A 15537-nucleotide genomic window follows, 5' to 3' on the forward strand; every position below is an offset into this window, starting at 1 on the left:
TTCCAGATCTGTGGCGATCGTGTGGGGTCTCGGCGGATCCGCGGCGCGAGTTGCGTTGGCCCGGTCGTCGGCGCCTCGCTCCGGCGGGACGGCCGTAGGCGGCTTGACCTGGGGCGGGTCTGCCGCGGCGAACGGCGAGGGCGGCATCACCGGCGGCAGGTGCGGTATGAATTCTGGTGTGAACGATCAGACGCAGCCCTCGACCGTTCGCGTGTTCATCGCTCTTGCCCCGCCCGACCACGCGAAAGAGGAACTGGCCCGGGAGCTACGCCCCGCCTACGAAACGCATCCTCACATGCGGTGGAACCGCGTCGAAGACTGGCACATCACCCTGGCGTTCCTGGGAGAGATCCGGGGTGAGGCAGTTCCACTCCTGCGACCGCCTCTCGCCGACCTCGCGGCGGAGCACCGACCGCTCCGCTTGGCACTGCGCGGCAGCGGCAGCTTCGACGACCGCGTGCTGTGGAGCGGAATCGACGGAGACCTCGATGCGCTGCACAAGCTCGCCGCCGATGTGCGTTCCACCGTCAGGGACTGCGGGGTCGCCTTCGAGGACCGGCCGCTTCGCCCCCATCTGACGTTGGCCCGTGCCCGCCGAGGAGACCGGTCCTCGGCAGCGGAAATCGCCCAGGGGATCGCCGAATTCAACGGCCACCAGTGGCACGCCGAACGTCTGCACCTGGTCGGCAGCAACGTCGGCCGTAGCAGCGGACCGATCCACTACCGCGACATCGAGGCTTGGACTCTCGGCAACGGGAACTCCACTCGGTCTTGAAGCAACCAACCGTTCCTCCGACCGTTCCTCGCAAGAGTGATTGCCCTGGGGGCGCGCAAAGACCACAGAACCGTGCAGTTCAGATCGCCGGCGTTGGTGGCGAGTCGCCGAGAGGCGGCCGGCTGCGGAGCGGGTTCGATGTGCGCCGCTCCGCAGCCGGCCCTGAGTCGTGGGTGGCGGCTACTTGTAGCTGCCTACTGATAAGTGACGGTGATCGGGGCGTGCACGCTCTGGCGTGGGAGCGTGATGGTCAGAACCTTCGAGGTGCTGTCCCAGTGGTAGGCGTGCGGGGACAGCTGCATGCCGGTCGCCGAGACCTTGGTGGGTGCGTGGGTCCCCAGGATGGAGAGCGTCCACAGGCGGGTCTTGACCTGGCCGGGGAAGGAACCGCGCACCGGACGGATCGACAGTGTGTGGTGGGAACCGTTCTGGCGGTACCGGATGGTCGTCGTGGCGCTCTGGTTCTTGTGTTTGGTGGTGCCGTTGTCCTCGTAGAGGTGGAACGAGCCCGACGCACCGGCGGCGACGGTGAGTGTGACGTCGGTCAGGGGGTTTCGGTCGTCGCTGGAGACGTTGTGGGTGCGGGTGGGCAGGATGCCGCCCGCCTTGATGAACACCGGCATCGAGTTCAGGTCGGCGGTCACCTCCTGGGTACCCCCACCGGTGTAGGTCTCGCCGGTGAAGTAGTTGGTCCACTGGCCGGGCGGCAGCCATACCGAGGTGGTGGCGGAGGTGCCCGGTGTGGTCACGGGGGCGACCAGTATGTCGGAGCCGTAGAAGTACTCGCTGTCGGCGGCAGCGTACGCCTGGGGCTCCTCGGGGTACTCAAGGTAGGTGGGACGGACGATGGGCACGCCGGTACGGTTCGCTTCCTCGGCGAGCGTGTAGGTGTAGGGCACCAGGTTCTCGCGGAGATTGAGGAACTTGTCGGCCGACTGCCGCGCCGTCGCGCCGTACTGCCAGGGCAGCCGGTCGCTGTGGTTGCTGTGCAGGCGGTCGATCGGCTGGAAGGCACCGAACTGGACCCACCGGGCGTACAGGTCGTCGGGCAGTTTGTGCGTCGTGCGGCGCTGCCCGCCTTCGGTGTACGTCTCCGAACCGGTCAGCCCTGTCGTGTCGTTGTGGCCGCCGATGTCGTGGGTGATGGCCGCCATCCCGGTCGCGGCGGACTCCCCGGGGGTGTAACCGACCTCCAGCTTCAACGTGCCCCACGTCGAGGAAGTGTCCCCTGTGAAGTGGACGGTGCTGCGCTTGTCCGCCCACGGTCCGGTCGGCAGCCCCTGCTGGCCGCTGTACCCGGCCGCCTGCAACGAGCCGTACGCACGGGAGAGAACGAATCCGCGGCCGAGGGTCTTGGCCGCGGCGGTGGCGTACTGCTGGTTGATCCACGCGTCCGGGGTCACACCCGCCAGCGACGACTGCGATGCGTCGCAGCACCAGTCGAGCCACCAGAAGTCGTTGCCCTGCTGATCCATGGCTTGGTGCAGGTCCATGTACGCCTTGAGCTGGTCCGGGTCGCCGAAGTCGAAGGTGTAGCAGTTGTTCTCGACATTGGCGCCCGAGGCGCAGCCGCCCTTCGTCAGTTTGCCCTTGGCCGTGGCCTGCGCCTGGGCGAACTGGGGATCGGACGCGAGGATGCTGGGGTGCACATTGAGTGTGTTGTGCAGTCCCTGGGAAGCCGACCAGTCGAAGAAGCCCTTGGGATCGGGGAACTTGGCGGGATCCATCTCCCAACCGCTCCAATTGTTCACGGCCTTGAAGTCCGTGTCGGTCACCAGGACGTCCAGCGGGGCGCCTTCGGAGCGGAACGCCGGAAGGATGGCGTTCTGGTAGTCCGCCGCGGTGCGGTCGATGTACTCCGAGTACCAGACGCCGTATGCCCATTGCGGCAGTAGTGCGGGTGGTCCGGTCAGCGTGGCCAGATCGCCGAGTCCCCGCTTGTAGTCGTGTCCGTAGCCGAAGACATAGCCGTCCTGGTAGGGCGCGGCGCCGTGGTCGGGTCGGGGGACCGCCTTCTGCGCCGTGGTGTCGTACAGCGCTGACGGAGTGTCGTCCAGCAGATACCAACCGTCCTGGTTGAGCAGGCCGGGCGTGGTGAGAAGAGAGTTTTCGTTGCCGGTCACGCCGTCGAGGCCGCGGCGGTATCCGCCGAGCGCGATGTGCGGTGGGGGCGCGGCCGCCTCGGGGGCGGCCACCGAGACGGTGTCCGCGTTGATGTGACAGCTGGCCGCCTCGGGGCAGTTGAGGGTGACGTCGTCCGTGCCCGCTGTGAGTGTGACGGGCACCGAGGCCGTCTGCCAGTCGTCCCAGTCCTTCGTCGTGGGGAACGACAAGGTGGTGTCGGTGCCGGCGGTGGTGTTGGTGCCGATGGCGGTGTTGGTGCCGACGGCGGATACGGTGGCGGTGCGGTTCTGGTGGAGGCCGTCGCCGCCGACGCCGTTGGCGTAGCGCACCCGGAGGGTGTAGACGCCGTCGGCGGGCACGCCGACCACATGGGTCGTCAGGCTCGATCCCTGGTGGAGGTCACCGACGAATCCACTGCCGGCATATCCCTGGTGATCGGTGGCGTTGACCGCCGTACCGCCGATGCGTCCGGCCTCCGCCTCGCAGCTGACTCCGTACGGACAGTCCGTGATCGCGGTGCTGGAGACGGGCGGGTACGCGTCGCCGGGCCGGACGAGCGCGACGCTGTCGACATTGACGTTGCCGGAGTCCGCGGCCGTTCGGGTCAGGGCCAGCGTGTGGTGACCCGCGCCGAGGTGGACGCTCGCGGTGGCGACGTTCCACGTGTCCCAGTTCGCCGTGACCGGTAACGACACCGTCTGCGGCGCTCCGCCGTCCGCGGAGAGCGTCAAGGTCCGGGTCCGGCTCTGGCCGTCACCACCGCGGGAGTTGGCGTAGCGCAGGTCGAATTGATACGCCCCATCATTTTTGACATCGATGTCAGCGGACGCCGAGCTGCCTGTGCCTTCGAATCCCGCCACGAAGCCGGTCCCCGTGTGGCCGCCATGGTCGGAGGCTACGGAAAGCCCGTTGAGACGCACGTTCTCGGCCTCGCACAGTGTGCCGAGCGCGCAGGTCAGACGCTGCCACGGGGCGGCGGTCACGGGAGTGGAGCCCGCCGTCATCCGCACCGAAAGGTTCTGCGCGTCGAATGGCCCGGAGTCGACCTTGTAGCGCAGGCTCATCGCGCTTGTCCGTATGGTGAGCCAGCCGTTGGAGGTGCCGGCACTGTATGCGGCCGGCTCGAACCCCTCGCGGCCGATGGCGTTGAACGTCGGTTCGTCGGTGAACTTCCGGTCGCCCGCGTATTCGGTACGGATCAGTGTGGGTGAGAGGATCTCGAAGCGTGCGTCCCCCGATGAGAGGGTTGGGATTCGAGGGCCGTGCGCACCACCGGCTGACGCCAAGTCAGCGCCTGTCAGTGTCATGGTGGCGGCCACGGCAAGGGCAGCGGCGACGCTCACCTGCTGTCGCACGGATCTCAGCCGTCGCCTCTTCGGACCAGTCGTCATGCGCAACATCCGTTCTGCTTGCTGTGGGGAACCCTTCTCCGTATGCCGGTTGAGACTTGGAGTCGGGATTCCCGCCTGCGGGCAATGTTCGGGCTGCGGCCTCCTCCGGGAGCGCGGCGGTACAGGATGAAACCCTCCTCGGACCCCGCCCACAGAGATCAGCACTTGGCATCAGAGCATGTCCACTCTCACAGTGTCCATATGGGCGACCGCAGAGTTCCGGCCGGTCGAAGCCGCATGCTTCCAGGAACTTTGGGCTGCCCGGCGGGGAAGTCGTCCCGTCCCGAGGGTGGTGGTTCACCGTCCGGCCGCGCGGGCGGCGCGGGCCGTGGGGAGGTAGCGGAGGCGCTCCGGGAGCAGGGGGACGAGGGTGCGTACGACCGCGCCGAAGCGACACAGCCTGCGTTCGTCCCCCGGCGTCCAGGGAACGCCGAGCCGGTCCCGCGCGGCGGGCGGGAGCAGGCCCACGGTGACGAAGACGTGCAGGCGGCCCAGTGGCCGGCGGAGCAGCGGCCAGAGCCCTCGCAGCAGCCTGCCCGAACCGGGAGGCGGGGCGATGGGGCGGCCGGGGTCAAGCAGTTCCCGGACCACGACGGTGCTCTCCAGTTCCTCCTGGATCATCGTGTCGAAGTACGGCCAGAACTCCTCGGGGGTGGCCGGCATGTCGCGGTCGTTGATGCCGAGGATGGCGCCGAGTCGCAGCAGTTCGTCGTAGAGGCGGCGCTCGTCCTCGGGGGACAGCGGCCGGGACAGGTAGCGGGCTGCCCGCAGGAACAACCGGGTAGGCGGTGGCGTGCACCCAGGCGTAGTAGGCGGGGGTGAGCGCGTGGTAGCTGCGGCCCCGGGTGTCGGTGCCGCTGACGGACTTGTGCAGGCGGCGCAGGCGGCGCCCCTCCTCGATCGCCCGCTCGCCGCCGTAGACCCACAACTGGAGTGATTCCAGCGAGCGTTCGGCGCGCCCCCAGGGGTCCGTGCGGAACACCGAGTGGTCGTCGACGCCCGCGCCGACCGCCGGGTGGGCGACCTGGAGGACGAGGGCGGCGGGCAGCGAGAGCAGGAGCCGTACGTCGCCCGCGATCTCCCACAGGATCGTCCCCGGGGCGAGCGGTGCGGGCTGGGCGGTCGGCTTCATGTCACCTCGCCCCCAGCGGACGGCGCGCGGCGGGATCGGTGCCCGGCCGGTGGGTGGCCCAGTAGGCGACGGCGAGCGTGCCGGTGATGCGGAACGGGGGCGGGACGAGCAGCATCAGGAATCTCACGACGAGGGCGAAGCGCCGCAGGGCGCGCTGCTGCCGACGGCTCCAGGTGAGGTGGAGCCTGTCGCGCAGGCGGGGCGGCAGGGTGCCGACGGTGACCAACAGCGCGTAGTGGGCGGCTATTCGAGCAACGGGCCGCCATAGCACGCCCGGGAGCAGGCGGAACGGCTTTGCCGGGTGGACGAGTTCGTCGACGACGTCCCGCACGGACTGGTTGTACTCCAACCGGTTGTCGACCATGTCGTCGTAGTACGCGGTGAACGCCGCCCAGTCCGGGGGCAGATGGTGGTCCTTGAGGCCCCAGACCCGTCCGACGTCCCGCATCTCGCGGTAGTACTCCTCTGTCTCCTCTTCGGTCATGCCCTTGCCGAACAGGCTCTGCGCGTCGACGGGTCCTTTGACGAGGGTCGCGTGCACCCAGTGATAGGCCTCCGGGTTGAGCGCGTGATAGCGGCGGCCCGCGGAGTCGGTGCCCTTCATTCCGGCGTGTACGTGGATCAGGCGCCGTGCCTCGTCGGTGGCGGCGCGCTGTCCTCCGTAGATGACGGTGCTGAGCGAGAGCAGGGTGCGGATCAGGCGGGGCCAGGGTTCGGCGCGGAAGTTGCTGTGGTCCTCGACGCCGGCGCCGACGACGGGGTGCGCGACCTGGAGCAGGAGCAGCTGGGGCGCCATGAGGGTGGCACGGGCGTCCCCGAAATGACGCCAGGCCATTCCGCCCCGACAAGGCGCTCTCACTCCGGAGGATTCCTCAACTCCCTTGGAACGTACGGGTGTTGGATCGGCCGGCAGGTGCGGCAGAGCAGCCATGACGCCTCCGTTTCTCCGTTGCGTCCGGAGTATTGACGTGCCCGGTGAAACAAGTCAATAGTTTTTGTATCTTCGACTCATCGACGGCCTCCCAACGCTCACCGCCATCACCTCAGCCCTGCGAAAGGGACTTCCCATGAGTGACAGATGCACCTATACCGGGACGAGTACCCCGGGTGCGGGTCGTACGCACTGGAAACGCAGCGCCGTCATGTTCGTCCCCTGCACCCTGGCCGTGGGGGCACTCGGCATCGCCCTCGCCCAGGGGGCGCTCGCCGCGTCCTTCGCCGTCTCCGGCGCCGCGTTCAAGGTCTCCGCCTCGGAGATCACCGCGGAGGGCATGTCGTCGTTCCCCTCCTCCATCGGCGACTCCGCTGACGACGCCAAACCCGTGCTGCTGGCCGCCGTCAAGAACGGCACGGTCTCCGACGTGTGCGTCTCGCTCAAGCAGAAGCTTCCGCTGGTCGGGGACATCACCATGCTGGTGCACTCCGGGGCGGACAAGCCGCTCGAAGGCAGCAACCTCGTGGTGAACGCGGACGCCCTCACCGGAGGCGGCGGCAAGGTCACCGGAGTCCAGGTCGGCCGCGACGCCTCCACTCTGACCGGTGCGCCCGGTGTCACCGGGCCCAAGGGCACCTTCGGGGTCCAGGCGAGCACCGCGGTCGCCCATGACGTCGAGAGCACCGCGTACGCCGCCAACGGGGGCGCCCTCACGCTGGAGAAGCTGGAGATCGAGTTCAGCCGCACCGGCAAGCAGTGCTTCTGACGGCGACGAAGGACGGACTCGGTCATGTTCAGCTTCGTCCTCGGCTTCCTGTCGGAACTGGCGCGCGAGACCGGCGACTGGTTCGACCGGATCCTGCCCGCGCCCCGGCTGCGCCGCTCCCTGCGCGGCCGGCGGCGCGGGCGTCCGTTCTGGGCAGCGGTTTGGGTCATCGCGGGAGGCGTGGAGATGGTCGCCATCCCGCTGGCCCCGCTCCCCCTGATGATCAAGATCGGCGTGGGCGCCATGTCGGCCGTCGGCATCAGTCTGGTGCTGATCGCGGGCGGCCTCTTCTTCCTCTTCGAGCCCGACCAGCGGATGTTCGTCTCCGTAGTCACCGCCATCGCCTCGCTGACCTCGATGGCGACGACGAACCTGGGCGGCTTCGGCGTCGGCATGATGGCCGGGCTGATCGGCTCCTCGCTGGCGTTCGGCTGGATGCCCGACCCCGTCCGCGAGACGGACGGCGACGACGGGGACCGGCTGCCCGGCCCGTCAGGGACCGGGCAGGGCGATCCGGCCCCGGCGGAACCTGCCGAGGCCGCACCCGGCGCGACGGGCATGCCGCGGGAGGGCGGTGCCCCGAAGGACCAGGAGGTCAGTGCCCCAAAAGCCCGTGAGGACCGTGCCCGCTCCGGCAGCCGCCGGAGGCCCGCCCGGAGCCCGGCCCTCTTCGTGGTGAGCGCGATGGTGGTGACGGCCGGACTCCCGGCCGTCGGCACCGCCGCCGCCGCACCGGGCACGGACGTGTTCCCGCTCCCCCGGCCCACCCTGGCCCGGCCCTGGGATTCCGCCCCGTCCCCCTCCCCCACTCCCACCCCCTCACCGGGCGGTACCGGCTCCGCATCGGCTCCTCCCGCTGCGGCCGGATCACCGCAGGCCACCGGAGACACGGACGCGGACAGCGGCGATTCGCCGGACCAGGACGACAGCCAGGGGCCGGGAGAACGGGACGACCGGGCCGGGGCCGCCCGGGTCACGCTCCCGTGTCTCACAGGCGTCGACACCGGAGGGCTCCCCGACCCCGACCAGGAGCTGGAGGAGGCCACCCCCGGCAAGACCTCAGCCGACCCGGACGACCTGACCGCGCTGCGCCCGCCGGTCGTCGTCGGCGACCGGCCGGGGCGCCCCCGGTCGACCTATCCGATCAGCCCCGACCACCCCGAGGTCGGCGCCGACACCCTGACCGCGTACGGCGCCATCATCCACGGCGCGGCATATCTCCCGACGGCCGACGGCGGACGGATGAAGGTGCTGTGGGTGCACGCCGACCGGCTGATCGCGGACAACTACACCTTCCGTCTGGAGGGCGCGGGCCAGGTCCGGACGATCGACGTGGACCTCGACATCCCGCAGGTCGACATCTACGTCACACAGCTCACCGGCTCCATCACCATCCCCGTACTCGGCGTCGCCACCCCGCGCATCTGTGTCGGCGCCGACATCGTCCCGGCGAACCTCCCTGTCGCCGTACAGCTGCCGAAGCTGTCGGTGACCGCGGTGGAGGCCGGCCAGGTGCTGGTCGACGCCGAGACCGTCAACTTCGCCGACCTGTCCATGCACAGCAAAGACCGATAGGAGACCGTCCCCATGGGCCGCTACAGCCGGCTCCACCGCATCCGGCGGATGGACCCGCACCAGGACTACGAGGAGATCTTCCGCTGGGTCACGCAGTACGAGTTCCCCTGGGACTACCTTCAGGGCGTCTCGGTCGCCTTCCTGCGGGACTACGGCGTACCGCGCATCTCCCGACTTCTGGACCGCACGCAGGAGTTCGAGCGCGCCGGGCAGAAAAGGTACGACGACAAGGTGCTGATCGCCCACGAGATGGTCCGCGACGGTATGGAATCCGAGCAGGCCCGTGCCGCCGCCCGCCATCTCAACCGCATCCACGGCCGCTACCGCATACCCAACGACGACTACCTCTACGTCCTGGCCACGACCGTGGTGGGTCCCAAACGGTGGATCGACCGGTACGGCTGGCGGGCACTGTCCGAGCAGGAGACCGAGAGCCTCGCACTCGTGGGGCGGCGCATGGGCGAGCTGATGGGCATCACCGGCATACCCGCCGACTACGCGGGCTTCGCCCACCTGCACGACACCTACGAGCAGAGGATGTTCGCGTACGACCCGGCCAACCGGCGGGTCGCCGCGGCGACGCTGAGGGTCGTCACCCAGTGGTATCCGAACCTGCTGCGCCCCCTGGTGGCGCGTGCCTCGCTCGCCGTCCTCGACGAACCGCTGCTCACCGCGCTGGGCTTCCGTCCGCAGCCGCGTCCGGTCCGCAGTGCCGCCCACCACGCCCTGCGCACCCGGGCCGCACTGCTGCGCCACCTGCCGCCGCGGCCCGACTGGTGGCCGTACCGGAACAAGCCCCGCAGCTACCCCTTCGGCTGGACCCTGGACGACCTCGGCCCGCACTGGGCCCAGAGCAGGCCGCTGCAGCCTCTCCTGGACGAAGGTTCCGCGGCCACGGACAGAACACCCGCACCCCGGCCGCCCGTGGACCGGCAGCAGGCCCGCGAACGGACGGCGGACGAGCCACCCGCGGCCATCACTCCCTCTCCGGCGGACGAACCGGACGAACCACCGGAGCCCTTCACTCCCCCCACCCGTCCGGCGGACCGGCACACACCTCAGGAGCAGCGATGACCCGGACGGACCGAGAAGCCGCGTCGCACCCGGCGGCCTTCACCGTCCACGCCCCGGCGACGGGCAAGGCGCTCGCCGACCACCCGGTCGACGGACCGGCGGAGGTGGCCCGCGCCGTGCGGCGGGCCCGGTCGGCCGCGGCCCGCTGGGCGGCACTGCCCGCGGCCCGGCGATGAGCAACGCCGGCCAGACCTGCGCGGGCGTCGAACGCGTCTACGTCGTACGGGAGGTGCACGCCGCCCTGTGCCGCAAGGTGGTGGAGCGGGCCGGTGCGCTGAGTGTCGGCCCGGGCCGGACTCCGTGTACGGTCCGATGACGATGCCGGGGCAGGCGACGGTGGTCCAACGGCACGTGGACGAAGCGCTGGCGGCCGGTGCGCGCGCACTGCTGGGCGGATCGGCGTCGGTTTCCGGGGCGTACGTGACGCCGGTCGTCCTCGCCGACGTACCGGAGGACTCGCCCGCGATGAGGGAAGAGACCCTCGGGCCGACGGTGGCGATCAACGCGGTGGCCGACACGGACGAGGCGATCGAGCGCGCCAACGCCTCCCCCTACGCGCTGGGCGCCTCGGTGTTCAGCGGCGACCGACGCGCCGGCGCCGCGATCGCCGCCCGGCTGCGGGCCGGTGCGGTCTCCGTCAACTCCGTGCTCGGCTTCGCAGCCGTGCCCGCGCTGCCGTTCGGCGGCTCGGGGGATTCCGGTTTCGGACGCGTCCATGGCGCGGACGGGCTGCGGGCCTTCACCGCACCCCAGTCCGTCACGGTCCAGCGCTTCGCCCCGCCGGTGAACCTGACGTCGTTCACCGCTGCGGCGGCCGCCCGGGCCCGCGCGGTCTCCTTCGCGCGGTGGCTGCACCAACGGCGCTGAGGCGCCGCACCGGAGACGGACCGTCAGGCGTCGAGGAGCGGGGCGAGGTACCGGCGGGCGAACGCGCGGGCCTGGTCCTCGTCCTCCATCTCGATGCAGCTGGACGGGTTCAGCAGGAAGGAGACCGCGACGCGGATCATGAGTTCGGCGACCGGCCGGGGGTCGGATTCGGGGTGCCCCTCCGCCTGCTGGGCCCTGCGCAGATGCGCTGTCAGGTAGTCGCAGGTGGCCGCGAGCGCGGGCCCGCCCTGAACGGTCAGGTAGGGCAGCACCACCTCGGGTTCGAGGCGCAGCAGACCGCCGAAGAGCGGATGGGCCCTGGTGTACCGCAGGGCCACCACGAAGCCCTCGACGACCCGCTCGGCCATGGTCGGCAGAGGTGCCACCGCGGAGTCCAGCTTCTGGAAGAACCTGCTGCCCTCGCGCAGCAGGCAGGCCTCGACCAGTCCGTCCTTGTTCTGGAAGCGGCGGTAGATCGTGACCCGCGAGACCCCCGCCCGTTTGGCGACGTCGTCCACCGAGGAGCGACGCAGGCCGAAGGTCGTGAACTGCTCCAGCGCACCGTCCAGGATGCGCCGCGCCACCTTTTCCTCGGTCTCGGGCCGGGCGATGGCCCGCGCGAGCAGGGAGTCGTTCGCAGATGTCTTCATGGTGCTCCTCACGATACCGCCCCATCCACCCCGAAGAGACTATGAAACATTCTGCATTTCTTTGTAACTCATCCGGAACCCGGAGGACCCTATGAGCGCCCGACTCACCCCGGAACAGGCCGACTTCGCCGCGACTTCGCCAAGCGCGAGTGCGGCACACGTGAACAGCGCGACGCACTGACCATGAGCGGCCGTGAGACGCACAGCGCCGAGCTCTACGCCAGGCTCGCCGACTTCGGCTGGCTCGGTGTGTGCCTGCCGGAGGAGTACGGCGGTGCGGGCGGCGGACTCGCCGACGCCTGCCTGTTCCTGGAGGAGACGTCCTACGGGATGGTCCCCGCGGGCGGCTTCGTCACCACCGTCATCAGCGCCAAGGCCTACGAACGGTTCGGCACCGGGCGACAGAAGGCCGAGGTGCTCACCGGCGCGGTGCGGGGCGCGGTCCTCGCCATAGCCATGTCGGAGCCCGCGGCCGGCTCCGACGTGGGCGCGCTGAGCTGCCGCGCGCGACGGGGGCCGGACGGCGGCTGGCTGATCGACGGACAGAAGACCTGGATCTCCAACGCCCATGTGGCCGACAGCATCCTGCTCGTGGCGCGTACCAGCGGGGCCAAGCACGCCGGGCTCACCATGTTCCACGTTCCGTCAGACACCCCCGGCGTGGAGATCCGGGGCATCGAGACCATGGGCGGCCGGGAGGTGAACGACGTCTCCTTCAGCGATGTGCGGCTGCCCTCGAACGCCGTCGTCGGGGAGGTCGACAACGGGTGGCGGCAGCTGATGGCCGGACTGAACCACGAGCGGCTCTTCCTGGCCGCCGACATGCTCGGCCTGGCCCGGCGCGCCTTCGACGACACTGTCGCCTACGTCCGCGAGCGCGAACAGTTCGGCCGACCGGTCGGCTCGTTCCAGGCTCTGCGGCACCGGATCGCCGATCTCGCCGTGGAGATCGAGTGCACCCGGCTGCTGGTCCGGGAGGTGGCCGCGGACTGCGACGCCGAACCGGACCGGCTCTTCCCCCGCGAGGCGTCCATGGCGAAGCTCAAAGCCACCGAGACCGCCAAGCGGGCCGCCCTGGAAGGCATGCAGATGATGGGCGGCTACGGCTACGCCACCGAGTACGACATGGAACGCCATCTGCGGGCGGCGGTCGTCTCCACCGTCTACGGCGGGACCAGCGAGATCCAACGGGACTTGATCGGCAAGAGTTACGGGCTCTGACGTACGGGGCCCGGCGGGCGCTTTCGCTGCGGGGTGAAGCGCCCGCCGCCGTGTTCCGGACCGAGGATCAGCCCTCGTACAGCTCCGTCAGCGCGGCGCCGTACTTCTCGCGGATGACCCTGCGCCGCATCTTCAGCGACGGCGTCAGCTCACCGGTCGCCGGGCCCCACTCCTCGGCCAGCAGCCTGTAGCGCTTGACCTGCTCGGTACGGTTCAGCCGGGAGTTGGCCGCGGCCACGGCCCGGTCCGTCTCCTCCCTTACGGCTGGATGCGCCGCCAGGGCCGTGAGGTCGCCGCCGGTGTCGATGCCGTGGGCCGCCGCCCAGGCCGGTGCCGCCTCCGGGTCGAGGACCAGCAGAGCCACGAGGTAGGAACGGTTGTCGCCGTGGGCGAGGGCCTGCCCGATCAGCGGGTGCTCCTTGAGGGCGTTCTCCACCAGCGCGGGGGAGACGTTCTTGCCGGTCGAGGTGATGATCATCTCCTTCTTGCGGTCGGTGAGCCAGAGGTAGCCGTCCTCATCCAGCCGCCCGATGTCACCGGTCCGGAGCCAGCCCTCCTGCGACACCGCGGGCCGCACCGTGCCGTCCTCCCGCAGATAGCCCGAGAACACGGTCGCCCCGCGCACCTCGATCTCTCCGTCCGCGGCGATCCGGACCTCGGCCGAGGAGACGGGCCGCCCGACCGAACCGAGCCGGAATCCGGTGCGGGGACTGTTGGCGGTCGCCACCCCCGTGGTCTCCGTCAGCCCCCATGCATCCATGATCACGATGCCGAACCCGGCCCAGAACCGCACCACGTCGATCGGCATGGGCGCCGACGCGCTGGCCGCCCAGGTGACCCTGTCCAGACCGCCCGCGGCCAGCAACGGCAGCAGGACCTGCTCCCGGTGCCGGACGTAGGCGGCCTCCAGTCCGGCGGGCGGCTCCTCGCCCCGCTCCCGGTGGGCGACATGGTCACGCGCCACCCGCGCGGCCTCCTCGATGACCGCCTGCTGCTCCGCCGGCAGCAGCGACAGGACGGACCGGACGGTGGCGGCGAGCTTCTCCCACACGCGCGGCACGCCGAAGAACTGGGCCGGGCGCACCTTGCGCACCGTTTCGGCGAGGCCCGCCGGATCGGGACACAGATGGACGTGCGACGCACGGTGGCACGGCAGGTAGATGCCGAGCATGCGTTCCGCGATGTGCGCGAACGGCAGGTAGCAGATGTGCTCGACGTGCGGCGGCAGCTCCACGACCTCGTCCAGCGCGCGGGCGTTGGCCAGCACGTGCCGGTGGTTGAGCACCACGCCCTTGGGTTCCCCTGTGGTCCCGGAGGTGTAGACGACGGTCAGCGGGTCCTCGGGCCGGGCCGTGTCCAGGGACTTCGCGAACTGCTCCGGCACCGGTTGCCTACCGAGGGCGGCGTACGGGAAGTGGCCGTCCTGCGCCCCGGGTTCCACGACGACGAGCCGGTCCAGGCGCGTGTCGGCGTCGTCGAGCAGCGGCGCCCACAGGTCCACCTGCGCCCGTCCCTCGACGACGGCGATCCGGGCCCGGCAGTTGCGGGCGATGTGGGTGACCTGTTCCGCGGCCGAGGTGCCGTAGACGCTGACGGGCACCGCGCCGAGGCGGACCAGCGCCAGGTCGGACAGCCAGTGCTCGGGCCGGTTGGCCATCATGAGCAGGACGTGGTCGCCTCGGCCGACGCCGAGCGCCGCGTACCCGGCCGCGAGCCGGGTGGTGCGCTCCCGGACCTGGGCCCAGCTGAGTGTGGTCCAGCCGTTCTGGCCGGTTCCGCCGCCGTCCGCCTGCCTCCAGGACAGGGCGGGCAGGTCGGCGTACTCACGGGCGTTGCGTTCCAGCAGCGACGGCAAGGTCGTTCCGGTCGGTTCCGCTGGTGGTCTCCCAGTGCTGCGCGGGGCTGTCGTCATCGAACTCGGCCTCCTGGCGGTCGGGCACTCGGTGTTTTGGGGGACTCCGTCCAACTGCCCTGCGCGGTCGCGCGGTCGATCCGCTCCCGTGGCCGCGTGGTCGCTGGTCGAGCTCATCGGTTCCTCTCGGGAGGTGATTCAACGGCTGCGGAACCGGGGACTTACTGAGCGTTCACTAAACAACGTAGGAGCGACAGGGAGGCCGGTCAACTCCTGGGACGGGTCGAGTTTTCGACCGCGTTCGCAGGAGCATGTCGAGACAACTTCCCTTCTGGGTAATGGACTTCAAAGAGAGGACGTCGAGTGAGCGCCGGCGGCTTCCTCCGCACTTGCTGATCGATCGATAAGCAAGAAGGCAGCGGTAACGGCCCCCGCTTGGCCGTACGATGTCCCCCGTCGCCGACCCGTCCGAGGAGAGCCGTTGAGCACCGAACCGAGTCAGGCCGTCGCCGCCCCCGCGCAGCGCTGGCGCTCGTACGGACCGCTCACCCTGCATCCCATCCTTCAGCACGCCATGGAGGCGTTCAACGAGCACGGCTATCACGGCACTTCGGTCCGGGAGATCGCCGGGCGGGTCGGCGTCACCGTGCCCGCCCTCTATTACCACTACGAGAACAAGCAGGCGCTGCTCTCCACATTGCTGGAGACATCCATGAGGGACGTCCTGGACCGCTGTCGGGCCGCCGCCGAGGAAGCCGGTGACGACCCGCTGCCCCGCTTCAGCGGCATGGTGGAGTCGATCGTGCTCTACATGGCCCACCGCAAGGGGCTGGCCTTCCTGGACACCGAGATCCGCAGCCTGGAGCCCGCGAACCGCGCCCGGTACGTGGCGCTGCGGGACTATCTGGAGCACATGCTGCTGGACACCGTGCAAGCGGGCATCCGCCAGGGCACCTTCACCACTCCGATTCCGGCCGACGCCGTCCGCGCGGTCCTCATCATGTGCCAGGGCGTCGCCAACTGGTACCGCGAGAGCGGTTCCCTGACCGCCGAGGAGGTCGCCGAGCGCCACGTCCTGCTGAGTCTCGGCACGGTTGGCTACCGCGGAGCCTTCAGCGGCGAGGCCGTCCCGGCACCGCGGCCACGGGGGGCGACGCGGAGGCGACAGGCCTGAGG

At 70.1% G+C, this 15537-nt stretch carries 10 protein-coding genes and 3 pseudogenes; 8 read left to right on the forward strand and 5 right to left on the reverse strand.

Annotated elements, in window-relative coordinates; translation table 11 throughout:
- Positions 1-166: 166 nt before the first annotated feature.
- Entirely contained in the window at positions 167-775 is a 609-nt protein-coding gene (thpR, locus tag N4G66_RS21190; RefSeq protein WP_391858845.1) for an RNA 2',3'-cyclic phosphodiesterase, read from the forward strand.
- Between the two features lie 194 nt (positions 776-969).
- Here the strand turns inward: thpR and N4G66_RS21195 are convergent, their stop codons facing one another.
- The 3 genes and pseudogenes from N4G66_RS21195 to N4G66_RS21205 all read right to left on the reverse strand — a co-directional run bounded on the left by N4G66_RS21195 (position 970) and on the right by N4G66_RS21205 (position 6257).
- Entirely contained in the window at positions 970-4206 is a 3237-nt protein-coding gene (locus tag N4G66_RS21195) for a TIM-barrel domain-containing protein (protein WP_261705770.1), read from the reverse strand.
- A 381-nt stretch (positions 4207-4587) separates the two neighbouring features.
- Positions 4588-5422 (reverse strand): annotated as a pseudogene (locus N4G66_RS21200) (oxygenase MpaB family protein).
- Between the two features lies 1 nt (position 5423).
- Complete coding sequence (locus N4G66_RS21205) at positions 5424-6257, reverse strand: oxygenase MpaB family protein (protein ID WP_261705716.1); 834 nt, start codon at positions 6255-6257, stop codon at positions 5424-5426.
- 232 nt (positions 6258-6489) lie between these two features.
- Between N4G66_RS21205 and N4G66_RS21210 the strand changes: the two genes are divergently transcribed.
- From N4G66_RS21210 to N4G66_RS21225, 5 genes and pseudogenes are all read left to right on the forward strand, one after another.
- A complete protein-coding gene (locus N4G66_RS21210) occupies positions 6490-7122 on the forward strand; it encodes a DUF6230 family protein (protein WP_261705717.1) in 633 nt (210 codons plus the stop codon).
- 24 nt (positions 7123-7146) lie between these two features.
- Positions 7147-8697 carry a DUF6114 domain-containing protein gene (locus N4G66_RS21215; RefSeq protein WP_261705718.1) on the forward strand — a complete coding sequence of 517 codons (1551 nt, stop codon included), beginning with the start codon at positions 7147-7149 and terminating at the stop codon, positions 8695-8697.
- Between the two features lie 12 nt (positions 8698-8709).
- Positions 8710-9771 carry an oxygenase MpaB family protein gene (locus N4G66_RS21220; protein WP_261705719.1) on the forward strand — a complete coding sequence of 354 codons (1062 nt, stop codon included), beginning with the start codon at positions 8710-8712 and terminating at the stop codon, positions 9769-9771.
- Complete coding sequence (locus N4G66_RS45675) at positions 9768-9947, forward strand: aldehyde dehydrogenase family protein (RefSeq protein ID WP_315903666.1); 180 nt, start codon at positions 9768-9770, stop codon at positions 9945-9947. The genes N4G66_RS21220 and N4G66_RS45675 overlap by 4 nt, the downstream gene beginning before the upstream one ends.
- Positions 9941-10638, forward strand: a pseudogene (locus N4G66_RS21225) (aldehyde dehydrogenase family protein); the annotation flags it as partial. The gene N4G66_RS45675 and the pseudogene N4G66_RS21225, both read left to right, overlap by 7 nt.
- 23 nt (positions 10639-10661) lie before the next feature.
- On the opposite strand, the gene N4G66_RS21230 reads toward N4G66_RS21225, so the two are convergent.
- On the reverse strand, positions 10662-11288 hold the full coding sequence (locus N4G66_RS21230; protein WP_261705720.1) for a TetR/AcrR family transcriptional regulator: 627 nt from the start codon (positions 11286-11288) through the stop codon (positions 10662-10664).
- Between the two features lie 91 nt (positions 11289-11379).
- Here N4G66_RS21230 and N4G66_RS21235 point away from each other — a divergent pair.
- A pseudogene (locus N4G66_RS21235) lies at positions 11380-12509 on the forward strand (acyl-CoA dehydrogenase family protein).
- Positions 12510-12576: 67 nt separating this feature from the next.
- Here the strand turns inward: N4G66_RS21235 and N4G66_RS21240 are convergent.
- Positions 12577-14421, reverse strand: coding sequence for an AMP-dependent synthetase/ligase (locus N4G66_RS21240; RefSeq protein ID WP_261705721.1), 1845 nt, complete (start codon positions 14419-14421; stop codon positions 12577-12579).
- Between the two features lie 421 nt (positions 14422-14842).
- On the opposite strand from N4G66_RS21240, the gene N4G66_RS21245 reads away from it, so the two are divergent.
- Positions 14843-15535: a TetR/AcrR family transcriptional regulator gene (locus N4G66_RS21245; protein ID WP_261705722.1), complete on the forward strand. Its 693-nt coding sequence runs from the start codon at positions 14843-14845 to the stop codon at positions 15533-15535.
- The last annotated feature ends 2 nt before the right edge of the window (positions 15536-15537 follow it).

Source organism: Streptomyces rhizosphaerihabitans, assembly GCF_025399795.1.
GTDB lineage: Bacteria > Actinomycetota > Actinomycetes > Streptomycetales > Streptomycetaceae > Streptomyces > Streptomyces rhizosphaerihabitans.

Excerpts from the sequence above, each read along its gene's own strand:
- thpR (WP_391858845.1), top strand. The coding sequence starts at position 167 with ATGAATTCTGGTGTGAACGATCAGACGCAGCCCTCGACCGTTCGCGTG.
- N4G66_RS21195 (WP_261705770.1), bottom strand. The coding sequence starts at position 4,206 with ATGACACTGACAGGCGCTGACTTGGCGTCAGCCGGTGGTGCGCACGGC.
- N4G66_RS21205 (WP_261705716.1), bottom strand. The coding sequence starts at position 6,257 with ATGGCCTGGCGTCATTTCGGGGACGCCCGTGCCACCCTCATGGCGCCC.
- N4G66_RS21210 (WP_261705717.1), top strand. The coding sequence starts at position 6,490 with ATGAGTGACAGATGCACCTATACCGGGACGAGTACCCCGGGTGCGGGT.
- N4G66_RS21215 (WP_261705718.1), top strand. The coding sequence starts at position 7,147 with ATGTTCAGCTTCGTCCTCGGCTTCCTGTCGGAACTGGCGCGCGAGACC.
- N4G66_RS21220 (WP_261705719.1), top strand. The coding sequence starts at position 8,710 with ATGGGCCGCTACAGCCGGCTCCACCGCATCCGGCGGATGGACCCGCAC.
- N4G66_RS45675 (WP_315903666.1), top strand. The coding sequence starts at position 9,768 with ATGACCCGGACGGACCGAGAAGCCGCGTCGCACCCGGCGGCCTTCACC.
- N4G66_RS21230 (WP_261705720.1), bottom strand. The coding sequence starts at position 11,288 with ATGAAGACATCTGCGAACGACTCCCTGCTCGCGCGGGCCATCGCCCGG.
- N4G66_RS21240 (WP_261705721.1), bottom strand. The coding sequence starts at position 14,421 with ATGACGACAGCCCCGCGCAGCACTGGGAGACCACCAGCGGAACCGACC.